The sequence below is a fragment of the Halomonas sp. AOP27-A1-41 genome, assembly GCF_052378605.1.
Lineage (GTDB): Bacteria > Pseudomonadota > Gammaproteobacteria > Pseudomonadales > Halomonadaceae > Vreelandella > Vreelandella citrativorans.
Genome location: NZ_JBQSXT010000018.1, coordinates 42,596 through 65,378 on the forward strand (window position 1 = coordinate 42,596; position 22,783 = coordinate 65,378).

Here is a 22,783-nt window from a genome sequence, read left to right on the forward strand (position 1 = left end):
AAGCGTGCGTTTATCCCAAATAAAGCAGCATGGTTTCAGGCGCTTCCAAAAAGCCTTTCCATGTATTACAAAAGCGCGCAATGGTACCGCCATCAATGAACCGATGATCTCCTGCCCAGGTAATTGTCATAATGGCGCGGCGCTGAACGGCGCCTTGCTCATCAAAACGCGGCAGCCACTGCATTTTGCCTATCGCAACAATAGCCGCTTCGGGGGCATTAATAATAGGCGTGGCATAAGTCCCCCCCAGGGCACCGATATTGGAAATACTGATCGTCCCTCCCTTTAGATCAGCCTGGTCGACACGGCCTTCACGTGCAGCAACGGTCAAGCGGCCCACTTCACGAGCGATATCAAGTAACGTCAAACGCTCAACGCCTTTAACATTGGGCACTAATAATCCGGTTTTGCTATCTACCGCCATACCAATATTGCACTGAGGATAGTAGTGAAGCTCATCACCGGCTTCATTGAGTTGCGCATTAAGTATCGGCGTTTCGGCCAAGGCGAGTGCTAACGCCTTCATAAAAAAGGGCATCAGCGTAAGGCGCTGCCCTTGAGCATCTGCCTGTGGCTTTAGCCGCTCGCGTAGCGCCAATAGCTCAGTAACATCAAGCTCTTCGCCATAGTGAAAATGCGGAATAGTCGTTGCAGAGGCAACCATGCGTTTTGCCATCACAGCACGCACGCCCCGTAAGGGCTCTATACGTGGCGCGTCTTGCTCTGGGTTGTGCGCCTCGTTGATAGTAGGCGTTGGCTTGGCTATCGACGGCTCTATCTCGTTGTGGTGAATATGCGCCAGCACGTCTTCTTTAAGCACTCGGCCCTCTTTGCCGCTGCCAGCCACCTCGGTAATTGTTAACCCATGCTCTCGTACTAACCGCCTTACCGCGGGGCTCGCGGGCACTTTTCCATAAGCTCCCTGTGCAGCCGGGTTACTAGGCGGCGTAGCGACGGGTAACTCAGCAGCGTCATCCGGCACATCCGGTAGCTCGCTTATTGACGATGCATGATGCGAAACAGAGCGGCCTCCTTCCCCTTCGTTCTCATCCAAGCCCTGGTAGGCGTAGAGTGGAGCATGCACTTTGGCAATTTGCCCTTGTGGCACATAAAGCCGTGTTACCACACCCGCTTCAGGGGCAGTGATTTCCACCAGCGCTTTGTCGGTCATTACCTCAACGATGGGCTGGTCTTCCTCGATATGATCACCTTCCGCAACCCGCCACTCCACGACTTCACACTCAACGATGCCTTCGCCAATATCTGGCAATTTAAAATCACTCATTGCTCTTCTCCTTGGGCGCTAGAAATTAACGCTTTCACGAATCGCTTCAAAAATCTTCAAATGATCGGGAAAATACTCTTTTTCCAGCACCAAGGGGAAAGGAGTATCCAGCCCGGTCACCCGCTTTATCGGCGATTCGAGATAGAGAAAACAACGCTCTTGAATGGTCGCTGCTATTTCGCCGGCAAAACCTCCGGTTAGCGGTGCCTCATGGCTGATGACGAGCCGACCTGTTTTTAGTACAGACTCAGCAACGGTATCGGCATCCCAGGGAAGCAGGGAGCGCAGATCAACCACTTCGCAGGCAATGCCTTGCGCTTCAGCAAGCTCTACTGCTTTTTCAATTACCTCCATCTGGGCGCCCCATCCTACCAGGGTAATATCGCTGCCCTCTTTGATGATGTCTGCTTCACCTATCTGCAGCTGATAATCCTCTTCCGGCACCTCGCCCACTGAAGCACGGTAAAGACGCTTGGGTTCTAAAAAAAGCACCGGATCTGGATCGCGGATGGAAGCCAGCAACAGGCCTTTTGCCTGGTAGGGATTACGCGGCACCACCACTTTTATCCCAGGCGTATGGGTAAAGTAGGCTTCCGGAGACTGAGAGTGATAAAGCCCACCGGATATCCCCCCACCGTACGGGGTACGGATCGTTAGTCCGCCGACGTTAAACAAGTCGCCTGAACGATAACGATACTTGGCCGTTTCGTTAACAATCTGGTCAAACGCGGGAAAGATATAGTCGGCAAACTGGATTTCGGCGACAGGCACCGAACCCTGTGCTGCCAAACCGTTGGCAAAGCCAATAATGCCTTGCTCTACCAGGGGCGTATTAAAACACCGCGCTTTACCGTATTTTTCCTGTAGATGGCTGGTGGCGCGAAACACACCACCGAAAATGCCGACGTCCTCGCCAAAGCAAATGACCTTTTCATCCTCCGCCATGGCAATATCCAGCGCATTGTTAATGGCCTGCAACATGTTCATCGTGGGCATGTTACGCCTCCCCTTTAGAGTCAGTGGGCGTCTGCACGGTCAAGTCTAACGACCGAGCGCCTTGGGGGTACGCCTCAGGGTAGCGACGAATATGGCTTTTAAGTTGGTCGAATTGACGTTGAAGCGCTGGGGTTACATCGGCATAAACATCACTTACCAGGCTATCCAATGAGGGTGGAGGCCGCTTTTCAGCACGCTTCATGGTTTCAAGCACATCACGGCGCAGTGATTCCTGCTGCTGGGCTTCCTCCTCTTCGCTCCACCAACCTTTTTTCAACATCCATTTTTGCATTCGCAGCACGGGGTCCTTGAGGCGCCATGTCTCTTCTTCGCTTTTTAAGCGATAGCCAGAAGGATCATCAGAGGATGAGTGGGCGGCAAGGCGATACGTCATCGCCTCAATCAGCACCGGGTGATTATGCTCAACCGCCAGCTTGCGCGCTTGCCGAGTGGCTTCGTATACGGCAAGTACATCGTTGCCATCTACACGAATAACGTGCATGTGATAACCAAACGCACGTGGTGCAATGCCATCCGCGGCAAACTGCTCAACGGCAGGAGTGGAAATGGCATAGCCATTATTACGGCAGAAAAAGATGACGGGCACTTTATGGACAGAGGCCATATTAAGCGCCGCATGAAAGTCACCCTCTGACGCTGCGCCTTCGCCAAAAAAGGTCAACGTACACTGCTCATCGCCTGCGAGTTTTTGACCGTAGGCATAGCCGGTTGCCTGGGGGATTTGGGTAGCCAAGGGTGACGAAATCGTCATGTAGTGAAGTTTACGCGAACCGTAGTGAACCGGCATTTGGCGGCCCTTGCCATAATCCAGCTCATTGCCGAATAGCTGGTTCATAAACTCATCAATAGAAAAACCGCGATACATCAGCGCACCCTGCTCACGGTATTGCGCCATGATCATATCCGCATCGTCCAGGGCGGCGGTGGCGCCCACCACCGCCGCTTCTTCTCCTACGCACTGCATGTAGAAGCTAAGCCGCCCCTGGCGCTGTGCGGCCATCATACGTTCGTCAAGAATACGAGTGGATAGCATGGCCTGGTAGAGCCTGCGTGCATGTTCACGCTCTAGCGCAGGCGCTTCGGCACCGCTATAAAGTTCGCCTTCAGGGTCGAGCAAGCTGAAGGTGGAGATGGAAAGCTCATCGCCCGTCAGAAACGTCGGCTGGTGTACGTAGCGAATCATCATTATTGTCCTTGTTATGCCTCTTTTGAAGGCAGTATTGTCGGAGATGACTGTTTATGCCAGTGGATTTATCTGGTTTCAGTCAACGCAACGACTACGACAGTAACGCAGCACAAGGACTTTAGGCATACCACTTAAGACGAAGAGACCAACGACGACAAGATATTCTGGAGCGGTTCAAGGAGATGGCGGTTTAGAAGCAAGGCGTTAGGAAGAAGAGAGTCGTAAGCGCAGCCTGGTTTGAAGTGCATCAAACATGCTATCAACCGTAAGCGCCAGAAGCGCAATCACCAAGGCACCCTGAAGGACGTAAGCCATATTGTTATTAATAATGCCGGCAATGATCGGGTCCCCGAGGTTACTGGCGCCCACCGTGGCACCGAGTGCAGCGGTCGCAATATTGATAGTCACCGAGGTACGAATACCCGCCAATATGACGGGCGCAGCCAAGGGCAGCTCTACCTGGTAAAGCACCTGGAGGGGTGTTAGCCCCACCGCACGGGCTGCGGTTTTAATATCTTTATCAACATCCTGAAGCCCTGCCAGGGTATTGCGTACAATCGGCAGCAGGCCATAAAGCATCAACGCTACAATAATGGGCAAGGTGCCAAAACCCAGTACCGGCACGGCTAATGCCAATACCGCCACGGGGGGAAACGTTTGTCCAAGTGATGCAAGTTGCGACACTAACGGCAAAAAATCCTGCCCTTTTCGACGCGTTACCGCAATACCTGCGCCAACCCCCAGGCTAATAGTGACAATCGCGGCAACTCCAACGACCAGCACATGGCGCTCAAGCAACACATAAAAAGGTGTACGTTGATAGATAACCTGCCGAACATCCGGCTCTATCCATTGAAAGATACCTTGGGCGTGCGGTATTCCCACGATACAGACAGCCAACAGCGTGCCCCATAAGAATGGCCACAACCAGACCGTCTTTGCGGTGACTTGGGTCGAACGCATCACACGCTTCACATCAGGCTTCACGCATGCTTCCTTTTTCCAACTGGGCCTCTTTTACTATCTTGCGCAGAGAAAGCTCGCCAATTGGAACATCCTGCTGATCGACTACAGCAAGACGATCCGTATGGTCGCGCAGCATCATGGAAAGCGCTTGGCGCAACGAAAAGTCAGCGGGTATACGAAATTGCGAGGGTAATGTTGGACCCATCGAAGACATGTGGTCCTTGACTCGCGTTAAGGCCGCTTGCTTTAAACCACGCTCAAGCCCACCCAAAAGCGATTCAACAAAAGGGTCCTTGGGGTGCTGTAATAGTGAAAGCGGTGTCCCCTGCTGCACGATATGGCCATCGCGCATAACGACAAGATGATTAGCCAACTTAAGCGCTTCATCCATATCATGTGTGACAAACACAACGGTTTTATGTAACCGCGCCTGAAGGCCTGCCAGCTCATCCTGCAACTTGACGCGCGTGATAGGATCCAGCGCGCCAAAAGGCTCATCCATTAATAAAATATCCGGATCAGCCGCCAGGGCGCGAGCAACACCTACGCGCTGAGCCTGCCCACCAGAAAGCTGATGCGGATATTTATGTGCGAACTCAGCAACCGGCAAGCCAAGCAAGCCCATTAGCTCCTCAACCCGCGCCTGAATATCTTTCGCAGGCCATTTCAGTAGGCGTGGTACCAGCCCAATATTGCGAGCAACCGTCCAGTGAGGGAATAGGCCCGTGCTTTGAATCACATATCCGATCCGGCGGCGCAGCTTGACCGGGTCATACGCTTCAATGGCCTGGCCATCCAGAGTAATCTCACCATCACTTTTTTCGATTAAGCGATTGATCATGCGCAACGTGGTCGATTTGCCACAGCCAGAGGTACCTACCAGCGCACAAAACTGGCCTTTTTCCACTTTTAGATTAATGGCATCAACTGCCGTTTCAGCACCGAAACGCTTTGAGACGTGTGAAAGTTTGATCATTGGACGCCTCCTGGGCGCAGTGCTTCTGCCAAGGCACCCAGGCCCGCATCCACTAACAAAGCTAATATCAAAATGGGCAGTGCACCCAGCAGCACCATGTCCATGGCGGCCTGGCCTAGCCCCTGAAAGATGAAGGTACCTAAGCCCCCTGCGCCAATCAAAGCCGCTACTGCCGTGAGCCCAATGGCTTGAACCGTCGTAATACGCACACCCTCCAACAGCACAGGCAGAGCCAAGGGCAGGCGAACCTGCCAAAACCGCTGAATACGGTGCATGCCCATGGCGCTTGCGGCTTCCAGAGTATCCGGACTGACCTCTTCCAAGGCAGTGTAGGTATTACGCACCATGGGCAGCAGGCTATAAGCCACCAGCGCAATCAGCGCGGGCGTATTACCAATTCCACTCACCCCAACCTTAGCCAGGAAAGGCACATTGGCGGCAAGCCACGCCAGCGGCGCCAGCAAAAGGCCAAAGAGTGCCAGGCTAGGGATGGTTTGGAGGAAATTAAGCAGCGCAAAAGCAACCTTTTGCAGCCTGGCAAAGCGACGCATCAACAGGGCAAGCAGCGTGCCCATTACCACACTCATACTCACAGCGGTGCTCACCAGGAAAATATGCTGCCTGATCGCCTGTATAAATTGATGATCCCGCGCTTTAAATTCCTGAACCAGAGCCAAGTCGCTTAACCAGAGCCACGCGCAAAGCCACCAAATCAGTCCAACGCCTGACAATATGAGAACCGGCCATAAACGTTTTAAACCAAGCCGCAGGCGTAGTTCAACGATACCTAACAATGAGATAAACAAGACAACCCAATAACCGCCCCCGATGCCTAATCGCGCTTGAGGAAGCTCTGGGTCTATTAAAAAGTGGCTGGCGACCATTAATCCAAACGGCATCAGCGTCAGTAGTAATACCACTACGCCCAAGGCCGCCCAATAGTGGGTACGGCTGGGCTGATACGCCAGGCTTCCCAACGCAATGACCAGTAATGAGACAAGCACAGCACCGGGCCAGCCGAAGGCGCCCTGAACGTTAACACTCTCTCCTTGCACAATTCGGTTAGGTGCAACGCTGACGGTATCCACCCCCCAAACCGCTGCCAGCATCACCACACTTAAACTGATTAAAACAGCATTAGGGTAACCACCACGCCCCAAACGAGGCGTGGGCAGCGCATCCAAAAGCGACATTTATTAGTTATCCAAACGGTCGAGATAGTCGTTAGCGACCTGACTTGCCGATAAACCGTTAACGGCTACATCCGCGTTAAGCGCTTGCAGCGTTACCTCGTCCAGGGTTGTAAATACATCATGAAGCAGCGGCTCGATATCCGGATAGGCTTCAAGAATACTTTCTCGTACGACCGGTGCGGGCTGATAGACAGGTTGAACGCCTTTCGAATCTTCCAATACCACCAGGCCCAGGGCACTTAAGCCGCCATCCGTGCCATAGGTCATCGCTGCGTTAACGCCACTGGTTTGTTGAGCCGCGGCACGCATTGTAGCCGCTGTATTACCGCCTGAAAGCACCAGCAGTTGTTCATCCGTTAACTCAAATCCGTACGCCTCTTGAAAAGCGGGTAACGCCTGAGCGGATTCAACGAACTCTGCACTAGCCGCAAATTTGAAATCGCCGCCATCGGCAATATAAGCAGTAAGATCATCCAGTGTTTTCAAATTATGCTCATCTGCAACATCCTGACGAATACTCATGGCCCAGGTATTATTCGCGCTCGCAGGCGTTAGCCATACCAACCCATTTTGCGCATCCAATTCACGTACGGTTTGATGTGCCTGGTCAGCATCTTTCCATACATCGCTATCCGCCATATCGAAAAAGAAAGCACCGTTTCCGGTGTATTCAGGATATAGATCAATTTCTCCAGCAGTTAGCGCGGTACGCACCACATTCGTAGCACCCAGTTGAAGGCGGTCTTGCGTTGGTATGCCGTTGCGCTCTAGCGTCTGAATGATTAACTCACCCAGCACCGCCCCTTCCGTGTCGATTTTGGAGGCAACGACAACGGGCTCATTGGCATTCGCTTGGCTTAATGTTGTCAACGACAGGGCAGCGACAGATAGCAGAGATTTGATAGTAAAGCGCATCTTGGCAATCCTTTAGTAGACGTCTTTTAGTGAGGGGAGGCATTACTAGTATAAGTGGCATTTGAGTGGCTGCCAGACGCCGCTATAGCGACGCCTGGCACACCGGCTCTTGCTAAGGAGATTCAATGACCCACGTAGTTCCTTCACGTGAGTCTCTTAACACGATACCTAGCGCCGCCAACTCATCACGAACGGCATCTGCCTGAGCAAAATCCTTGCTCGCTTTCGCTGCCTGACGCTGGGCAATTTTTTCCTGGATAGCCGTTTCGCTAAGCGCTACCCCTTGCGACTGAGAGCCTTTTAAAAACGCGGCAGGCGTTTGCGTGAGAAGCCCCAACACACCAGCGAGCTGTTTTAATTCACCAGCCAGCCCCACGGCCTTTTCAGGTGTATCGCTTTTGGCACGATTAACCTCTCGCGCCAACTCAAATAGTACAGCGAGCGCCTCCGGGGTATTGAAGTCATCGTCCATGACCTGGGTGAAGCGGTCACGATAAGGACTAGCGGCTTCATCCATTTGGGCCGCAGTGTCGACGCCATCCAGCGCGGTATAAAGGCGCGTTAACGATTTACGCGCCTCTACGAGGGAATCAACCGAGTAGTTAATCGCACTCCGGTAATGGCTGGCGACCAACAGGTAACGCACCACTTCCGGATCATGCTCGGCCAATACGTCTCGGATGGTGAAGAAGTTGCCTAGCGACTTCGACATTTTTTCCTGATCCACACGGACAGCGCCCGCATGCATCCAGGTGTTAACGTAAGTTTTCCCCGTCGCGGCTTCTGACTGAGCAATTTCGTTTTCGTGGTGCGGGAAGGTCAAATCGGGCCCGCCACCGTGAATATCAAAGGTATCCCCCAAACAGCAGGTCGACATGGCCGAGCACTCGATATGCCAGCCAGGACGGCCATCGCCCCAGGGTGATGACCAGTGCGCCTCACCCGGTTTTGCCGCTTTCCAAAGCACAAAATCAAGCGGATCTTCTTTATGAACATCCACATCAACCCGCGCACCTGAACGCATATCGTCTAGCTGACGGTTATTGAGCTTGCCGTACGTGGCGAATTTGCGCACCCGGTAATACACATCGCCATTTCCGGCAGGATAGGCAAAACCTTTTCCGATCAACGTTTCGATCATGCCGACGATATCCCCAATATGCCCCGTTGCACGAGGCTCTTGGCTGGGTGGCAGCACGTTCAGCCGCGCTTCGTCTTCATGCATGGCATCAATCATGCGCTCGGTTAGCGCCGTAATGCTTTCACCATTCTCCTCAGCACGCTTAAGGATTTTATCGTCGATATCGGTGATGTTACGCACGTAGGTAACGTCATAGCCACGGTGGCGCAAATAGCGAGTAATGACATCAAATGCGACCATGACGCGGGCGTGGCCAAGGTGACAATAGTCATACACCGTCATGCCGCAGACATACATGCTTACCTTACCCGCGACCAGCGGCGTAAATGGCTCCTTGCGACGCGTCAGCGTATTGTAAATTTGCATATGACGATCCTTAACCTTTCTGTTTGATTTTCGCCCAGCTATCTTTCAACCCTACGGTACGGTTAAACACCAGTTGCCCCGGCTTGGAGAGATGACGGTCAGCGCAGAAGTAACCCATGCGTTCAAACTGGAAACGATCTTCCGGCACGGCTTTGGCCAGACTTGGCTCGCCGATTGCCTGGCAGATGACCAATGATTCTGGGTTCAGGTGCTCAAGGAAATCGACATCCTTGTCACGGTCCGGTTGCTCGACCATGAACAGATTGTCATACAGACGCACTTCCATGGGCACACCGTGAGTGGCGCTGACCCAGTGAACCACGCCTTTCACCTTGCGCCCTTCCGGATTTTTGCCGAGCGTGTCGAAGTCCACCGAACAGCGCAACTCAACCACTTCACCGGCGTCGTTCTTGATCACCTCGTCACACCGGATGACGTAGCTGTTGCGCAAGCGAACTTCCTTGCCTGGCGCCAAGCGGAAGAACTTCTTGGGTGCATCTTCCATGAAGTCATCCTGGTCGATGTACAGCTCGCGACCAAACGGTACCTTACGCGTCGGCATGTCGTCACGCGCGGGGTGCCCCGGCACGTCGTACACTTCCTCGTGGTCTTCTGCCACATTAGTCAGTACGACCTTGAGCGGTTTCAGCACGCACATGGCACGCGGCGCGTTATCTTCAAGGTCCGAGCGAATAGCGTGGGTCAGCATGGCGATATCGACAAGCCCGCCATCGGCACGCGTCACGCCGATCATTTCGCAGAATTTACGAATAGAGGCGGCGGTATAACCACGGCGGCGCATGCCGGAAATCGTCGGCATCCGTGGGTCATCCCAGCCGTCTACGATCTGCTCGTCCACTAACAGCTTCAATTTGCGTTTAGAGGTCAGCGTATAATCCAGGTTTAAGCGCGCAAACTCAATCTGACGTGGTTTGGCGGGAACCGGGAGATTATTCAGGAACCACTCATATAGCGGACGGTGGTCTTCAAATTCCAGCGTACAGATTGAGTGAGTGATACCTTCGATCGCATCCGACTGCCCATGAGTGAAGTCGTAGGAAGGATAAATCTTCCATTTATCGCCGGTTTGGTGATGATTCGCATGACGAATGCGATACAAGATGGGATCGCGCAAGTTGATGTTAGGCGATGCCATATCGATTTTGGCACGTAGCACTTTTTCACTTTCACCGAATTCGCCAACACGCATACGCTCGAGTAAATCCAGGTTCTCCTCAACGCTACGTTCGCGGTAAGGGCTTGGCTTGCCAGGAGCGGTTAGCGTACCGCGATACTCACGGATCTCATCGGGCGTGAGATCATCCACGTAGGCTTTGCCTTCGCGAATTAAATGCTGTGCCCAGGCATAAAGCTGGTCAAAGTAGTCAGAAGCAAAGCGAACCGGGCCCGCCCAGCTAAAACCTAACCAACTGACGTCTTCTTTGATGGCATCAATATAAGCCTGCTCTTCTTTCGCCGGGTTGGTGTCGTCAAAACGCAGATGACACTCACCACCCATTTGCTCCGCCAATCCGAAATTTAAGCAGATCGACTTTGCGTGGCCGATGTGCAGAAAACCGTTCGGCTCTGGGGGAAAACGCGTCACGATTTTTGTGACCTGGCCGCCCTCGATCTCGTCGCGTACTTGGTTGCGAATGAAGTTCGGCGCTGGGGTGGTCTCGTTGGTCATGGTGGTGTTGAAAACCTCGTGGTGGATGGCGTGCCAGGCAACCTCTGCCTACGCTATTAGGTTAGCGCTTCGCGGTGCCAAGCAAAACCGCTATTATAGCGTGACGCCGATGCACAGCGCCAAGGCGAACGTCTTCATTGAACAGGAATTTATTCATGATCGTATTACAGACAAACCACGGTGACATCACTATCGCGCTTAATCATGAAAAAGCGCCGGTAACAGCGGCTAACTTCGAGCAGTATGTTCGTGATGGATTTTACGATGGCACACTGTTTCACCGCGTCATTGACGGGTTTATGGTGCAAGGCGGTGGCTTTGATCAGGATTTCAACCAGAAGCCGACACGTGATTCGATCGAGAATGAAGCGGATAATGGCTTAAAGAACACCATCGGCACGCTTGCCATGGCTCGAACGCAAGACCCCCATTCGGCGACTGGCCAGTTTTTTATTAATGTTGGCGACAACGGCTTTTTGGATCACAGCGGAAAAAGCCTTCAAGGTTGGGGTTACGCTGTTTTTGGTGAAGTAGTTGATGGTATGGACGTGGTCAACGCCATTAAGGGTGTGAGCACAACACGCCGTGGCATGCATGCGGATGTGCCTGCGGAAGATGTGATCATTGAGCGTGCTTATGTAAAAGAAGCAGAATAACTCTTCGGGAGCATCATGCGCACACTGCTTGTAGCTGACATGCACTTAAGCAGCGACACCCCTGAGATCAATCAGGGGTTTTATCGCTATCTGGAACAAACTGCCCAGGGCGCAAGCGCCCTTTATATTTTGGGTGATCTTTTTGATGCGTGGATGGGTGATGACTTACTCGACACTCAGCATCCCCTTAGCGCCGTGGCGCTTGAAGTCATCCAACGCTTACGCAAGCTGAGCGATGACGGCACGGCTATTTATCTGTCTCATGGCAACCGTGACTTTCTGCTGGGCGAACGGTTTGTTAATGCCTGCCAGGCAACACTGCTCTCCGATGTGCAGGAAGTGGAGTTGGAGGGCGTGCCGCTTGTACTGTTGCATGGCGACAGCCTGTGCACCCAGGATGAAGCCTATATGGCGTTCAGGCAGCAGTCGCGCAATCCTGAATGGCAAGCACAGATTCTAGCGCTGCCTCTTGAGCAGCGCCTGGAGCTTGCCAAAAGCCTACGCATGCAATCAGGCGATGCCAACGCAAACAAGGCAGAAGCGATTATGGACGTGACCCATGCTGAAGTCGTACAACTGATGGAGCGTTATGGCGTTGCCACCATGATCCATGGCCATACACACCGCCCTAAGGTTCATGATCTTACGGTGGAAGACGTACCTGCTAAACGCCTTGTACTGGGTGACTGGGATGACCAGCACGGCTGGGACGTGATTATCGAGGAGTCTGACCGCCCTGAACCCAGGCTGCGTCAATTCTCCTTGGCCACGCCGCCCGCGGCGTAACTGCCTTCAGCAAACACAAAAAAGCCGATCAATCGATGATCGGCTTTTTTATTCATACCTGACAACGTTAGCGCTTGATATCCGCATCCTGATACAGGGTGTCAATCAAGCCCTGGATCACCGCTTGGGCTCTTAACTGCTCAGCCATTTGCGCGACAAAACCCGCTATTTGATCATTATCTTCGCCTGCCGATACGTCATCCAACGCGATAACCGCAACATCTTGCGACAGCGTAACAGCCCGGTACTGGCTTTCACCTTCATCCGGATTCGGCATACGGAAGACTTCCGACACCAACCCTTGAGGTAAAGAACTATTCTGCTGACGACTAACGTTAGTGGCTTCAAGCCAATTGACGTCGAGCGTCTCACCCGCATTAAGCGAAGAGGTCATTGCTTGAGCCTGCTCAAGCATGGCTTGTTGACGCTGTTGGGCGGCAACGGACTGCTCTACCTCATCGCGAACGTCATCCAGGCTTATCAGCGTCGCTTCACGGTGTTCGGCCACACGCAAGACCAAGCGTCGATCATCGTCGAGCTCAATCACTTCACTGTTATAGCCATCCGTCAGCACCTCTTCGCTGAAGGCTTCATCCAGCACGCCCGGCTCCGAAAGAACGCCTTCGCCTTCACCACGCGCGAGCCAATCGGTTTGCGTCAACGTTAAACCAATATCATCAGCGACGCTTTGCAAATCGTCCGCAGCAAAGCTCTGGTCAATCAGTTGCTGGACGTTAGCGTTAAACGTATCGTTAACTTCTCCTAACGCCACGTTTTGACGCAGAGTGTCGCGCTGCTCTTCAAACGAGGGGGCATCAACATCGGTCACTCGCAGAATGTGGAAGGCACCATCAACTTCAACGACCTGCGACGTTTCGCCTTCAGCAAGAGAGAATGCAGCCTCATCAAATGCATTGCCGAAAATACCGCGCGAAATCGTACCTAGATCGCCTCCTTCCTCGGCACTTGCTGTGTCATCAGAGTAGCGGAGTACCGTATCAGCAAAGGATTCGCCATCTTCCAGGTCATCATAAGCAGTGTCAGCAATGCTGCGTGCTTCTTCACGGGAACGTTCATCACCAAAGGTCACCATGATATGTGAAATACGCCGATCTGCATTTTGATTCTGTTCACGCCACGCCTGGCGAAGCGTCTCTTCATCAATTTCACTTTCAGCAGCCATGGCTTGGCGATCAATCAGCACATACTCAACGCGTACCTGCTCAGGCCGCTCGAAACGCTCCTGATGGGCATCATAGTAAGCCTGTACCTGCTCGTCGGTGACATTGATATCAACATCTACGTCGTCGTTGTTCATCAGCACATAACGAAAACTGCGCTGCTGATTTTGTAACTCGGCCAAACGAGCCTGTTCGCTGGGCAGGCTAAAATCGCTGAATGCCAAGCCTTGCTGCAAATGCTGACGCTTAATGTCGACGCGCAAGTCCTGACGAAACGAGAGAGGTGAATAGCCTGCACCCGCTAGCCGGTTACGGAAAATGTCGGCCGAGAAATGACCATTTTGATCATGAAACTCGGGGAGGCCTACAATAATTTGGTCTAACTGTGCATCGGAGACGTAGAACCCGCCGTCATCAGCGTACTGAGTAAGCAGTTGCTGGGTGATCAACTGGTCCAGCATATCATTGCGCAACGCACGCTCTTGTTCCGGCGGAACCTGGCCTGACCGAAGCGCTCGCTGCACCTCCAGCTCAACCTGCTGACGCATGATGGGCTGGCCATTGACACTTGCGACTTCATTGGGATCGCTGCCAAACACACTAAACAGTGATTCCACCCCAAACAGCGCCATGGCAGCCACCATGAGACCGATAATAATTTTGGCGCCCCAGCTTCTGGAGCCATTTCGAATACTTTGCAGCATGCTAGCCTCAGATAAACACAGCCATATAAATAAACCTTCACGTTGCCCGAAATCGTTTTCGGATAACCCCTTAAATACCAGGCCAAAAAATAACATGGGCGCATCGCGGATGCGATGCGCCCATTAGATTACATAAACACAGAACAATTAATTAACGGCGTCTTTCAGCGCCTTGCCTGCTTTGAAGCCAGGTACTTTCGCCGCTTTAATTTCGATAGGCTGGCCCGTCTGCGGGTTACGGCCAGTACGTGCAGCACGCTCTTTAATAGCGAAGGTACCAAAACCTACCAGTGAAACGCTTTCACCTTTTCTGAGGCTATCGGTGACAGACTCCACCATGGCATCCAATGCGCGGGTTGCCGCTGCTTTAGGAATATCGGCAGACGCGGCAATGGCTTCAATCAGCTCAGACTTATTCACACTTCACCCCTTAACTGTTTCAAAAAAATGGCTCTGTACGGCATGGCCACCAGAAGGTACAACCTCAAAGCATAGCTGCGTTTTATAGCAATGCCTTGAAACACCTGTCAAGCAAACACACCGTGGAATGCCCGCTGCACAAGGCTTTGGGCAAATTCTTTAAGTAAACATTAAAGACCAATGGCTTTAATATTAGTGTGTATTGGCTACGGTGGAGGAAGTAAACGATGTTTTAGCACCCTTTTCAGCACTTTTTAAAGACGTGCCCTCATCGTTTTCATCGCTCACTAGCGCCACCGCCAATACATCATCTATCCAGCGTACCGGACGAATATCAAGTGCACCCTTGATATTTTCCGGTACTTCCTTGAGATCACGACGATTTTCTTCAGGAATCAAGACGGTCTTTATACCACCGCGACGGGCTGCCAGCAATTTCTCCTTCAGGCCGCCTATCGGCAACACCTCGCCCCGAAGGTTAACTTCACCGGTCATCGCTACATCACAGCGCACTGCACGCTGCGTATAAGCCGACACCATAGCCGTTACCATCGCGACACCAGCACTGGGGCCATCTTTAGGCGTAGCCCCTTCTGGCACATGGATATGCAGGTCTTCATTCTCAAAACGCGCAGGGTCAATACCGAACCCGTGAGCACGCGCCTTAACAACGGTTTGTGCGGCACTAACGGACTCTTTCATTACATCGCCGAGCGAGCCCGTTTTGTTAATTCGCCCTTTACCTGGCGTCACCACAGACTCAATGCTGAGAAGCTCTCCACCGACTGATGTCCACGCAAGCCCTGTTACACGGCCAATCTGGTCGTCCTGCTCAGCCAGCCCGTAGCTGTAACGTCGTACGCCGGCATAGGCTTCAATTTGCTCAGCAGAAAGGGTTTGCGTCTCTTCGAGGTCTTTACGCTCCAAGCGCTCGCGAAGCACTTTACGGCAGACTTTAGCAATCTGGCGTTCAAGTTCACGCACCCCCGCTTCACGCGAGTAGTAGCGAATAAGCTCTAGCAGCGCATCATCCTGAAGTGCCAGCTCATCTGTCTTCAGTCCATTGGCAGCGAGTTGCTTCGGCAACAGATAACGCTTGGCGATCGCCAGCTTTTCATCTTCGGTATAGCCTGGCAGACGAATAATTTCCATACGGTCCAAAAGCGGGCCAGGAATATTCATCGAATTAGCCGTACAGATGAACAGCGTCTCTGAAAGATCGTAATCCAGTTCCAGGTAGTGATCGCTGAAGCTGTTGTTTTGCTCAGGATCCAATACTTCCAAAAGTGCTGAGGCTGGGTCGCCACGATGATCCATGCCGAGCTTATCCACTTCATCCAGCAGGAACAGTGGATTCTTGACACCTGCACGGCTCATGCGCTGCATTAGCTTACCGGGCAATGAACCAATATAAGTGCGTCGATGGCCACGAATCTCCGACTCATCCCGCACTCCGCCCAATGCCAAGCGTACATACTTGCGATTGGTCGCCCGCGCGATAGATTGGCCCAGCGAGGTCTTACCCACCCCAGGTGGGCCTACCAGGCACAGCACAGGGCCTTTCATCTTGCGTACGCGCTTTTGTACAGCCAAGTACTCAAGGATACGTGCTTTTACCTCTTCGAGGCCGTAATGGTCCTCATCAAGCACTTCTTGCGCTTTCACAAGATCATGCTTCACGCGAGTACGCTTTTTCCAAGGGACCGCTATCAGCCAATCCAGGTAGGAGCGCACGACGGTCGATTCTGCAGAGTTAGCAGCCATCATTTTCAGCTTGTTCAGCTCTTGAGTCGCTTTATCGGCAGCCTCTTGTGGCATGCCCGACTCTTTGATCGCTTTCTCGTACTTTTCGGCTTCATTTGGTACGTTGTCGAGCTCGCCCATCTCTTTCTGAATGGCTTTCATCTGCTCGTTTAAGTAGTACTCACGCTGGGTCTTTTCCATCTGCTCTTTAACACGTGAGCGGATGCGCTTTTCTACTTGAAGCAGATCAATTTCAGATTCGATTAAGGCCATCAGGTGCTCAATACGATCGCGCACCCGATCCATCTCTAAAAGCTCCTGTTTATCGCCAATTTTTAGCGATAAATGAGCACAGATGGTGTCCACTAGCCGGCTTGGATCTTCAATCCCGGAAAGCGAGTTAAGCACCTCATTGGGCACTTTTTTCGACAGTTTAACGTACTGCTCGAATTGATTAAGCAGCACGCGTACCAGCGCTTCCTGCTCGCGGCTGGTTAAGGGCTCGCTCTCTCGAGGAGAAAGATGGGCTTGCGTATAGCCCGCTTCGTTCTCTTCGATGTCCAGTACATCCGCGCGAAAGCTGCCTTCAATCAACACTTTTACAGTGCCATCGGGAAGCTTGAGCAGCTGCATAATGTCCGCCACAGTGCCCATGGCGTAGAGGTCGGCATTGTCCGGCTCATCCTGGGCAGCTTCTCGCTGAGCCACTAGCAATACGCGCTTATCAGCTTCCATCGCAGCTTCAAGCGCCTGAATCGACTTTTCACGCCCTACAAACAGAGGGATAACCATTTGCGGATACACGACGACGTCCCGCAACGGCAATAAAGGTAGACATTGAGTCTGTTCGGCGTTCTGCTGCATCGCAGACGTTCCTCAACAAATCGGAAGAGTACTTGATGGAACACCAAGACAAGTACATCACTGTATGAAAAGTACTACGCAGTGTAGAGCAAACTACGCAGTGACACCCATGAACAACAAGGGGCCGCCTAGGCGACCCCTTGGTTTAGCGCAAGCGGCTGAAGTCACGCCGTTGGCCTATTACTAGCCATCCGTGCCATCAACGCGAGCATCTTCCTGCTTTGAATACATCAAGAGCGGCTCGCTTTCACCTGCGATTACCGATGCATCGATAACCACCTTGCTGACATTTTCCAGTGATGGAATTTCATACATGGTGTCAAGCAATACCGACTCAAGGATAGAGCGCAGGCCGCGTGCACCTGTCTTCCGCTCCATCGCCTTCGCAGCAACCGCTCGTAACGCTTCGTCTCTAAACTCAAGCGTCACGCCTTCCATTTCGAAGAGCTTTCCATACTGCTTGATGAGCGAGTTTTTGGGCTCTGTCAAAATCTGGATCAGCGCGTCTTCGGTAAGCTCCGTTAACGTAGCAATGACCGGTAGACGTCCAACAAACTCTGGAATCAAACCGAACTTCACCAGGTCTTCCGGCTCAACGTCTGCAAGCAGCTCACCGACACCACGTGCTGACTCTTTGCTCTTAACGCTGGCGTTAAAACCGATTCCGCCCTTTTCAGCCCGGTCACGTATAACCTTGTCCAGACCCGCGAAAGCGCCGCCTACAATAAACAGTATGTTACCGGTATTTACCTGAACAAACTCTTGCTGCGGATGCTTGCGGCCACCCTGAGGCGGCACAGAAGCCGTCGTGCCTTCGATTAGTTTGAGCAACGCCTGCTGTACACCTTCACCCGATACATCACGCGTGATAGACGGGTTGTCGGACTTACGAGAAATTTTGTCAATTTCATCGATATATACAATGCCGCGCTCGGCCTTCTCTACATCGTAGTCACACTTTTGAAGCAGCTTCTGGATGATGTTTTCAACATCTTCACCCACATAACCCGCTTCGGTCAGCGTTGTTGCATCCGCAATGGTGAAAGGTACGTTTAATAAACGTGCCATGGTCTCCGCTAGCAATGTCTTACCACTACCAGTGGGGCCGATGAGCAGAATATTGGATTTACCTAATTCAACATCGCCTTCACGTACGTCCGGTCTCAGACGCTTGTAGTGGTTATAAACCGCTACGGACAGCACCATTTTGGCGCGGTCTTGTCCAATGACGTAATCGTCCAGGGTATGACGTATTTCGCGAGGCGTAGGTAAACGCTCCTCATCGCTCTCGGCATCGGCTTCGAGAACTTCCTCGCGAATGATGTCATTACACAAGTCGACACACTCATCGCAGATATATACGGACGGGCCAGCAATCAGTTTACGTACTTCGTTCTGGTTTTTTCCACAGAACGAGCAGTAAAGTAATTTACCACCTTCATCCTTGCCTTTGCCGTCGGCCATTAGCGTACCTCTGTCACTGCGGCGGCTTGCACCGCCATAAAAGCTCGTTAGAAAAGCAAAACCTCATCACGCTATCAGGATGTAGGCCGCTTATCCAGCACTGCGTCAATCAAGCCATACTCTTGAGCTTTATTGGCGCTCATGAAGTTGTCACGGTCGGTATCACGGGCAACCGCTTCCAGATCCTGACCGGTATGATACGCAAGAATCTGATTCAACTTTTCGCGGATTCCCAGAATCTCACGGGTATGGATTTCAATATCAGATGCCTGACCTTGATACCCTCCCAGCGGCTGATGAATCATGACCCGTGAATTAGGCAAGCAGTAACGCTTACCTGCTGCGCCTGCTGTTAAAAGCAGCGCGCCCATACTGGCCGCTTGACCAATACATACGGTTGATACATCGGGCTTGATAAACTGCATGGTGTCATAAATCGACATGCCTGCCGTTACCGAGCCACCCGGCGAGTTGATATAAAGATGGATATCCTTGTCGGGGTTTTCCGACTCAAGGAACAACATCTGAGCGACCACAAGGTTAGCCATGTAGTCTTCAACAGGGCCTACCAGGAAAATGACACGCTCTTTTAGCAGACGCGAGTAAATATCGTAGGCTCTTTCCCCTTTGGCGCTCTGCTCAACCACCATGGGCACTAAACCGCCGGCGTTTTGAATATCAAATCCACTCATTTGGGTGATTCCTTGCGTCCGATAAGGGAAAGGCGCACCGAGAACAGTGCGCCGCGCTGATGGGATTGCTTAGGCGTCTGCTTTCTCGCCTTCTTCAGCACCCTCGTCTTGTGCAGCCTGCTGCTGAGCGGCAGCTAATGCTTGCTGATAAGACATTTCAACGTCTTTAACGTTCGTTTGCTCAAGCAGTTTATCGACCGCTTTCTCTTCGAGAATGGCAGACTTAACCTGCGTTTTCAGCTGGTCGTTGCTCATGTAGTACTCAACAACCTCAGAAGGGTCCTGGTACTGCTCGGCCAGCTCTTCAACTTTTGCTTTAATCGCAGCATCGTCAGCGTCAAGCTCATTGACCTTGATCACTTCAGCCAGCAAAAGACCTACTTGAACGCGGCCCTTGGCCTGCTCTTCAAAAAGCTCATTGGGCAGCTGGCTAACATCAAAGTCTTCGCCAAGGCCAAACTGTTGAGCAGCCTGACGCTTCATTGCATCCGTTTCTTGCTGAACTAACGAGCTTGGCACCAGAATGTCGTTGGCTTCTTTAAGCGCGTCCAGCACCTGCTGCTTAACACGATTATCAACGGCCTGAGTCGCCTCACGCGTCATGTTCTTTTTGATTTCAGCGCGGAATTTATCCTGGTCGCCATCGTCTACGCCAAAGCGCTCAATGAAAGCAGCGTCAATTTCAGGCAGCTTCTGCGTGCTGACTTTATGCACCGTTACATTGAAGGTGGCTTCCTTACCTGCCAGATGCTCGGCCTGGTAATCTTCCGGGAAAGTAACCTTGATGGTTTTCTCTTCGCCAGCCTTGGCACCGATTAACTGCTCTTCAAAGCCTGGGATAAAGCTGTTGGAGCCAATCACTAGCGCGTGACCTTCAGCACTACCGCCTTCAAACGGCTCATCGCCCAGGAAACCTTTAAAATCAATCGTTACCTGATCGCCATCTGCTGCCGGTGTATCCGCATCTTGCCAATCGGCATTTTGTTTACGCAGCGTCTCGATCATTTCATCAACGTCAGCATCGCTTACGCTAACCACCGGGCGCTCAACGTCAGTGCCTTCGATAGAGGTCAACTTGATCTGCGGATAAATTTCCATGATCGCTACGAATTCAAGATCTTTACCGGCTTCATTAATTTGCGGCTCAATCTGAGGGTAGCCAGCCGGGTTAAGGCCTTCTTCAGTGATGGCACGTACGTAACGCTCACGCATTACCTCGCCCACTACTTCACTGCGAACGCTGTCGCTATAGCGTTGGCGGACAACAGACATTGGTACCCGGCCTTGGCGAAAACCATTCAGCCGCACGTTTTTCGCGGTGTCTATCAGGCGAGCACTGACAGCCTCGTCGATTTCGGCAGCCGGTACTTGGATAGAAATACGGCGTTCGATCTGGGAGGTCGTCTCGACGGAAACTTGCATGAATTGTCCTCTAGCGGCTGGGCGTTGTATTAACAGTGTTTAAATAAATTCCAAGGGGCAATTTTAAGAACCCTAGCGCACGGTGGCAAGCGCCATGCTCGCAAGATGGGGGCGCTGCGGTTAATTACAAGGGAATAAGTGACTAATTTATTACTTTTAGACCTCGGACACAGAATTACGTGCTCATTACGATAGGCTACCTGCCACTTAGCAACCTTTACTGGCTATCGTAACGATACTCATGACTACTCATCAAGACTTACCTATTTCACGCATTATGCACTGCACACCCGCCATACGCCTTGCCAAGCGGCAAAGCGTATGGCGAAGCGCCACTGCAGCTCTATTGTCATTATGGAGAGCCATCAGGCATTAGGTATCTGGACAGAGCATGACGCCTTGATGATCAATTTCAGCACGCCCTCGGTTCTAATGCGGCCGATCGCGGAATTTATGACATCACCCGTGCATACCGCGCCGCATCAAATGTTGCTTAGCGAGGCCCTTCTCATCACTGAGCTACCTGCATCATATTACGGCCCAAAGCCTAAAAATAGATCGCCGTTTTATTGAGACCTTGCATCCGCAGGAGCACAACAACCGCACTATCGTTGCGGCGATTGCAAGCCTTACTCGTGAGCCAGGTATAAAGGCGGTCGCCGAAGGCGTTGAAACGGAGCAGCAATGGGACCTGCTGGGTGAGTATGCTATCGATTTTATCCAAGGGTTTTGGACCTAAACGGGTTATTTATGGCGTTTAGGTCGCCACCATAAACTTACCGCATGCATTAAAAGACCACAGGTAGCGGCGTGAGAGATAAAAACCTCCCAGCTAATCCATGTGGTAAAAAGCGCGTGCCAAGCCCCCATTACTAAAGCACCCGCTAACAGCATGAGCACCAACCGTAGGCAAAGACGAGGCAATTGCTTGCGCGCGTCACGGGATAATAAACGCCATTGCGCTACCGCCGCGCCGGCAACCAGAACGACACCCATCACAATAAGCGTTTGACGGGTACTGTGCCCGCCTGCCATAAAACGCGGCAAAGATGCCAGCATTACCACACATAAACCGAGCGCAACACTAATGCGCTCTGCTGAAAAAGGCATCGGCTGCATTGCTTAGGCTACCTTTAGCTGCTGCTCTTCAATCCACGTCTCGACCCACGGTACTGCGGCATCATCTGCCATAAATGTTTCCATGGCATCAATTTCCAACCGGTCACCCAAACGACGTGCTCCATGGTCTTCAAGTAACGCATCAAGCGCTCTGCCCGCACCACAGTATGTATCACCGTAGGAGCTGTCGCCTAACGCAATCATGCCGTAGCGTAATTCCGTAAGGGCTGGGCTTGTATCTTTTAAGCTGCGCACAAAGGGCACAAAATTACCGGGAAAGTCACCACTGCCAGTGGTAGAGAGCACGAATAATGAGAGATCTTCATCGCTCGTTAGATCATCAAGTGTCGGCTGCTCAACAATATTAACGGCAAAGCCCGCTTGCTCGAATAATGGCTTTACCTGCTCAGCCACATCTAACGCACCGCCATACATCGTGCCAACCAATATGTTCAGTTGAGGCATTGTTGCTATCCCCTATTAAGTGTCACGGCGTTGATAAATAGCCGTTGAATTTGCAAGAATATTAACATACTTCATTTATACGGCACATTTCGCAAATGAACAGACAAGGCTGTATGCACCGTGGCGCATAAAAAAACGGAGCGCCCAAAGGCGCTCCGTTATATAGCGAAAACGACGCTACGGATAGGTCATTAACATCAAGGACTATTTGGTTTTCACATAGTGCTCGACTTGCTGCTTTAATTTTTGACCTGGTCGAAAGGTCACAACACGGCGGGCAGAAATAGGTATTTCTTCACCGGTTTTTGGGTTACGGCCCGGCCGTTCACGCTTATCACGCAAATCAAAATTACCAAACCCAGACAGCTTAACCTGTTCATTTTCTCGTAAGCAGGCTCGAATCTCTTCGAAAAAAGCTTCGACCATGGTTTTTGCTTCTCGTTTAGACAGTGCCAGCTCAGTATGTAAATGCTCTGCCAGCTCTGCTTTGGTCAACGCACCCATAGGACCCTCCTTGTAGCAAACGCATTGC

Annotated in this window: 21 protein-coding genes; 3 read left to right on the forward strand and 18 right to left on the reverse strand. The window is 52.0% G+C overall.

Features of this window, described 5'->3' with window-relative positions; all coding sequences use genetic code 11:
• Positions 1-10: 10 nt before the first annotated feature.
• The 9 genes from ACT3TC_RS12435 to ACT3TC_RS12475 form a co-directional block, all read right to left on the reverse strand.
• Positions 11-1,285: a 2-oxo acid dehydrogenase subunit E2 gene (locus tag ACT3TC_RS12435; protein WP_444640255.1), complete on the reverse strand. Its 1,275-nt coding sequence runs from the start codon at positions 1,283-1,285 to the stop codon at positions 11-13.
• Positions 1,286-1,303: 18 nt separating this feature from the next.
• Positions 1,304-2,281 carry an alpha-ketoacid dehydrogenase subunit beta gene (locus tag ACT3TC_RS12440; protein WP_444630002.1) on the reverse strand — a complete coding sequence of 326 codons (978 nt, stop codon included), beginning with the start codon at positions 2,279-2,281 and terminating at the stop codon, positions 1,304-1,306.
• 1 nt (position 2,282) lies between these two features.
• Entirely contained in the window at positions 2,283-3,485 is a 1,203-nt protein-coding gene (locus ACT3TC_RS12445; protein WP_444630018.1) for a thiamine pyrophosphate-dependent dehydrogenase E1 component subunit alpha, read from the reverse strand.
• A 207-nt stretch (positions 3,486-3,692) separates the two neighbouring features.
• Positions 3,693-4,451 (reverse strand): ABC transporter permease, encoded by a 759-nt coding sequence (locus tag ACT3TC_RS12450; protein WP_193054613.1) that lies wholly within the window; start codon positions 4,449-4,451, stop codon positions 3,693-3,695.
• Positions 4,452-4,464: 13 nt separating this feature from the next.
• Positions 4,465-5,430 (reverse strand): ABC transporter ATP-binding protein, encoded by a 966-nt coding sequence (locus ACT3TC_RS12455; protein ID WP_172118790.1) that lies wholly within the window; start codon positions 5,428-5,430, stop codon positions 4,465-4,467.
• Positions 5,427-6,623, reverse strand: coding sequence for an ABC transporter permease (locus ACT3TC_RS12460; RefSeq protein ID WP_172118791.1), 1,197 nt, complete (start codon positions 6,621-6,623; stop codon positions 5,427-5,429). Before ACT3TC_RS12460 ends, ACT3TC_RS12455 begins: the two co-directional genes overlap by 4 nt.
• A 3-nt stretch (positions 6,624-6,626) precedes the next feature.
• Positions 6,627-7,538, reverse strand: a complete 912-nt coding sequence (gene osmF, locus ACT3TC_RS12465) for a glycine betaine ABC transporter substrate-binding protein OsmF (protein ID WP_193054606.1) — start codon at positions 7,536-7,538, stop codon at positions 6,627-6,629.
• 112 nt (positions 7,539-7,650) lie between these two features.
• Positions 7,651-9,045, reverse strand: a complete 1,395-nt coding sequence (gene cysS / locus ACT3TC_RS12470; protein ID WP_444640256.1) for a cysteine--tRNA ligase — start codon at positions 9,043-9,045, stop codon at positions 7,651-7,653.
• Positions 9,046-9,055: 10 nt separating this feature from the next.
• A complete protein-coding gene (locus ACT3TC_RS12475; RefSeq protein WP_444640257.1) occupies positions 9,056-10,735 on the reverse strand; it encodes a glutamine--tRNA ligase/YqeY domain fusion protein in 1,680 nt (559 codons plus the stop codon).
• 155 nt (positions 10,736-10,890) lie between these two features.
• Between ACT3TC_RS12475 and ACT3TC_RS12480 the strand changes: the two genes are divergently transcribed.
• Positions 10,891-11,391, forward strand: coding sequence for a peptidylprolyl isomerase (locus ACT3TC_RS12480; protein ID WP_087111461.1), 501 nt, complete (start codon positions 10,891-10,893; stop codon positions 11,389-11,391).
• Between the two features lie 15 nt (positions 11,392-11,406).
• Positions 11,407-12,177, forward strand: a complete 771-nt coding sequence (locus ACT3TC_RS12485) for a UDP-2,3-diacylglucosamine diphosphatase (protein WP_444640258.1) — start codon at positions 11,407-11,409, stop codon at positions 12,175-12,177.
• Between the two features lie 67 nt (positions 12,178-12,244).
• Here the strand turns inward: ACT3TC_RS12485 and ACT3TC_RS12490 are convergent, their stop codons facing one another.
• From ACT3TC_RS12490 to tig, 6 genes are all read right to left on the reverse strand, one after another.
• Positions 12,245-14,062, reverse strand: a complete 1,818-nt coding sequence (locus tag ACT3TC_RS12490; RefSeq protein ID WP_444630004.1) for a SurA N-terminal domain-containing protein — start codon at positions 14,060-14,062, stop codon at positions 12,245-12,247.
• Between the two features lie 147 nt (positions 14,063-14,209).
• Positions 14,210-14,482 (reverse strand): HU family DNA-binding protein, encoded by a 273-nt coding sequence (locus ACT3TC_RS12495; RefSeq protein WP_444640259.1) that lies wholly within the window; start codon positions 14,480-14,482, stop codon positions 14,210-14,212.
• Between the two features lie 192 nt (positions 14,483-14,674).
• Complete coding sequence (gene lon / locus ACT3TC_RS12500) at positions 14,675-17,089, reverse strand: endopeptidase La (RefSeq protein WP_172118798.1); 2,415 nt, start codon at positions 17,087-17,089, stop codon at positions 14,675-14,677.
• Between the two features lie 183 nt (positions 17,090-17,272).
• Positions 17,273-18,553, reverse strand: coding sequence for an ATP-dependent Clp protease ATP-binding subunit ClpX (gene clpX / locus ACT3TC_RS12505; protein WP_172118799.1), 1,281 nt, complete (start codon positions 18,551-18,553; stop codon positions 17,273-17,275).
• A 74-nt stretch (positions 18,554-18,627) separates the two neighbouring features.
• On the reverse strand, positions 18,628-19,245 hold the full coding sequence (clpP, locus tag ACT3TC_RS12510; RefSeq protein WP_172118800.1) for an ATP-dependent Clp endopeptidase proteolytic subunit ClpP: 618 nt from the start codon (positions 19,243-19,245) through the stop codon (positions 18,628-18,630).
• Between the two features lie 69 nt (positions 19,246-19,314).
• Complete coding sequence (tig, locus tag ACT3TC_RS12515; protein WP_444630005.1) at positions 19,315-20,667, reverse strand: trigger factor; 1,353 nt, start codon at positions 20,665-20,667, stop codon at positions 19,315-19,317.
• 514 nt (positions 20,668-21,181) lie between these two features.
• On the opposite strand from tig, the gene ACT3TC_RS12520 reads away from it, so the two are divergent.
• A complete protein-coding gene (locus ACT3TC_RS12520) occupies positions 21,182-21,406 on the forward strand; it encodes an EAL domain-containing protein (protein WP_444640265.1) in 225 nt (74 codons plus the stop codon).
• 5 nt (positions 21,407-21,411) lie between these two features.
• Here ACT3TC_RS12520 and ACT3TC_RS12525 read toward each other — a convergent pair whose 3' ends face one another.
• The 3 genes from ACT3TC_RS12525 to ACT3TC_RS12535 all read right to left on the reverse strand — a co-directional run bounded on the left by ACT3TC_RS12525 (position 21,412) and on the right by ACT3TC_RS12535 (position 22,755).
• Entirely contained in the window at positions 21,412-21,786 is a 375-nt protein-coding gene (locus ACT3TC_RS12525) for a hypothetical protein (protein WP_172118803.1), read from the reverse strand.
• Between the two features lie 3 nt (positions 21,787-21,789).
• On the reverse strand, positions 21,790-22,251 hold the full coding sequence (locus ACT3TC_RS12530) for a flavodoxin (protein ID WP_442353369.1): 462 nt from the start codon (positions 22,249-22,251) through the stop codon (positions 21,790-21,792).
• 204 nt (positions 22,252-22,455) lie between these two features.
• A complete protein-coding gene (locus ACT3TC_RS12535) occupies positions 22,456-22,755 on the reverse strand; it encodes an integration host factor subunit alpha (protein ID WP_087111483.1) in 300 nt (99 codons plus the stop codon).
• Positions 22,756-22,783: the final 28 nt, after the last annotated feature.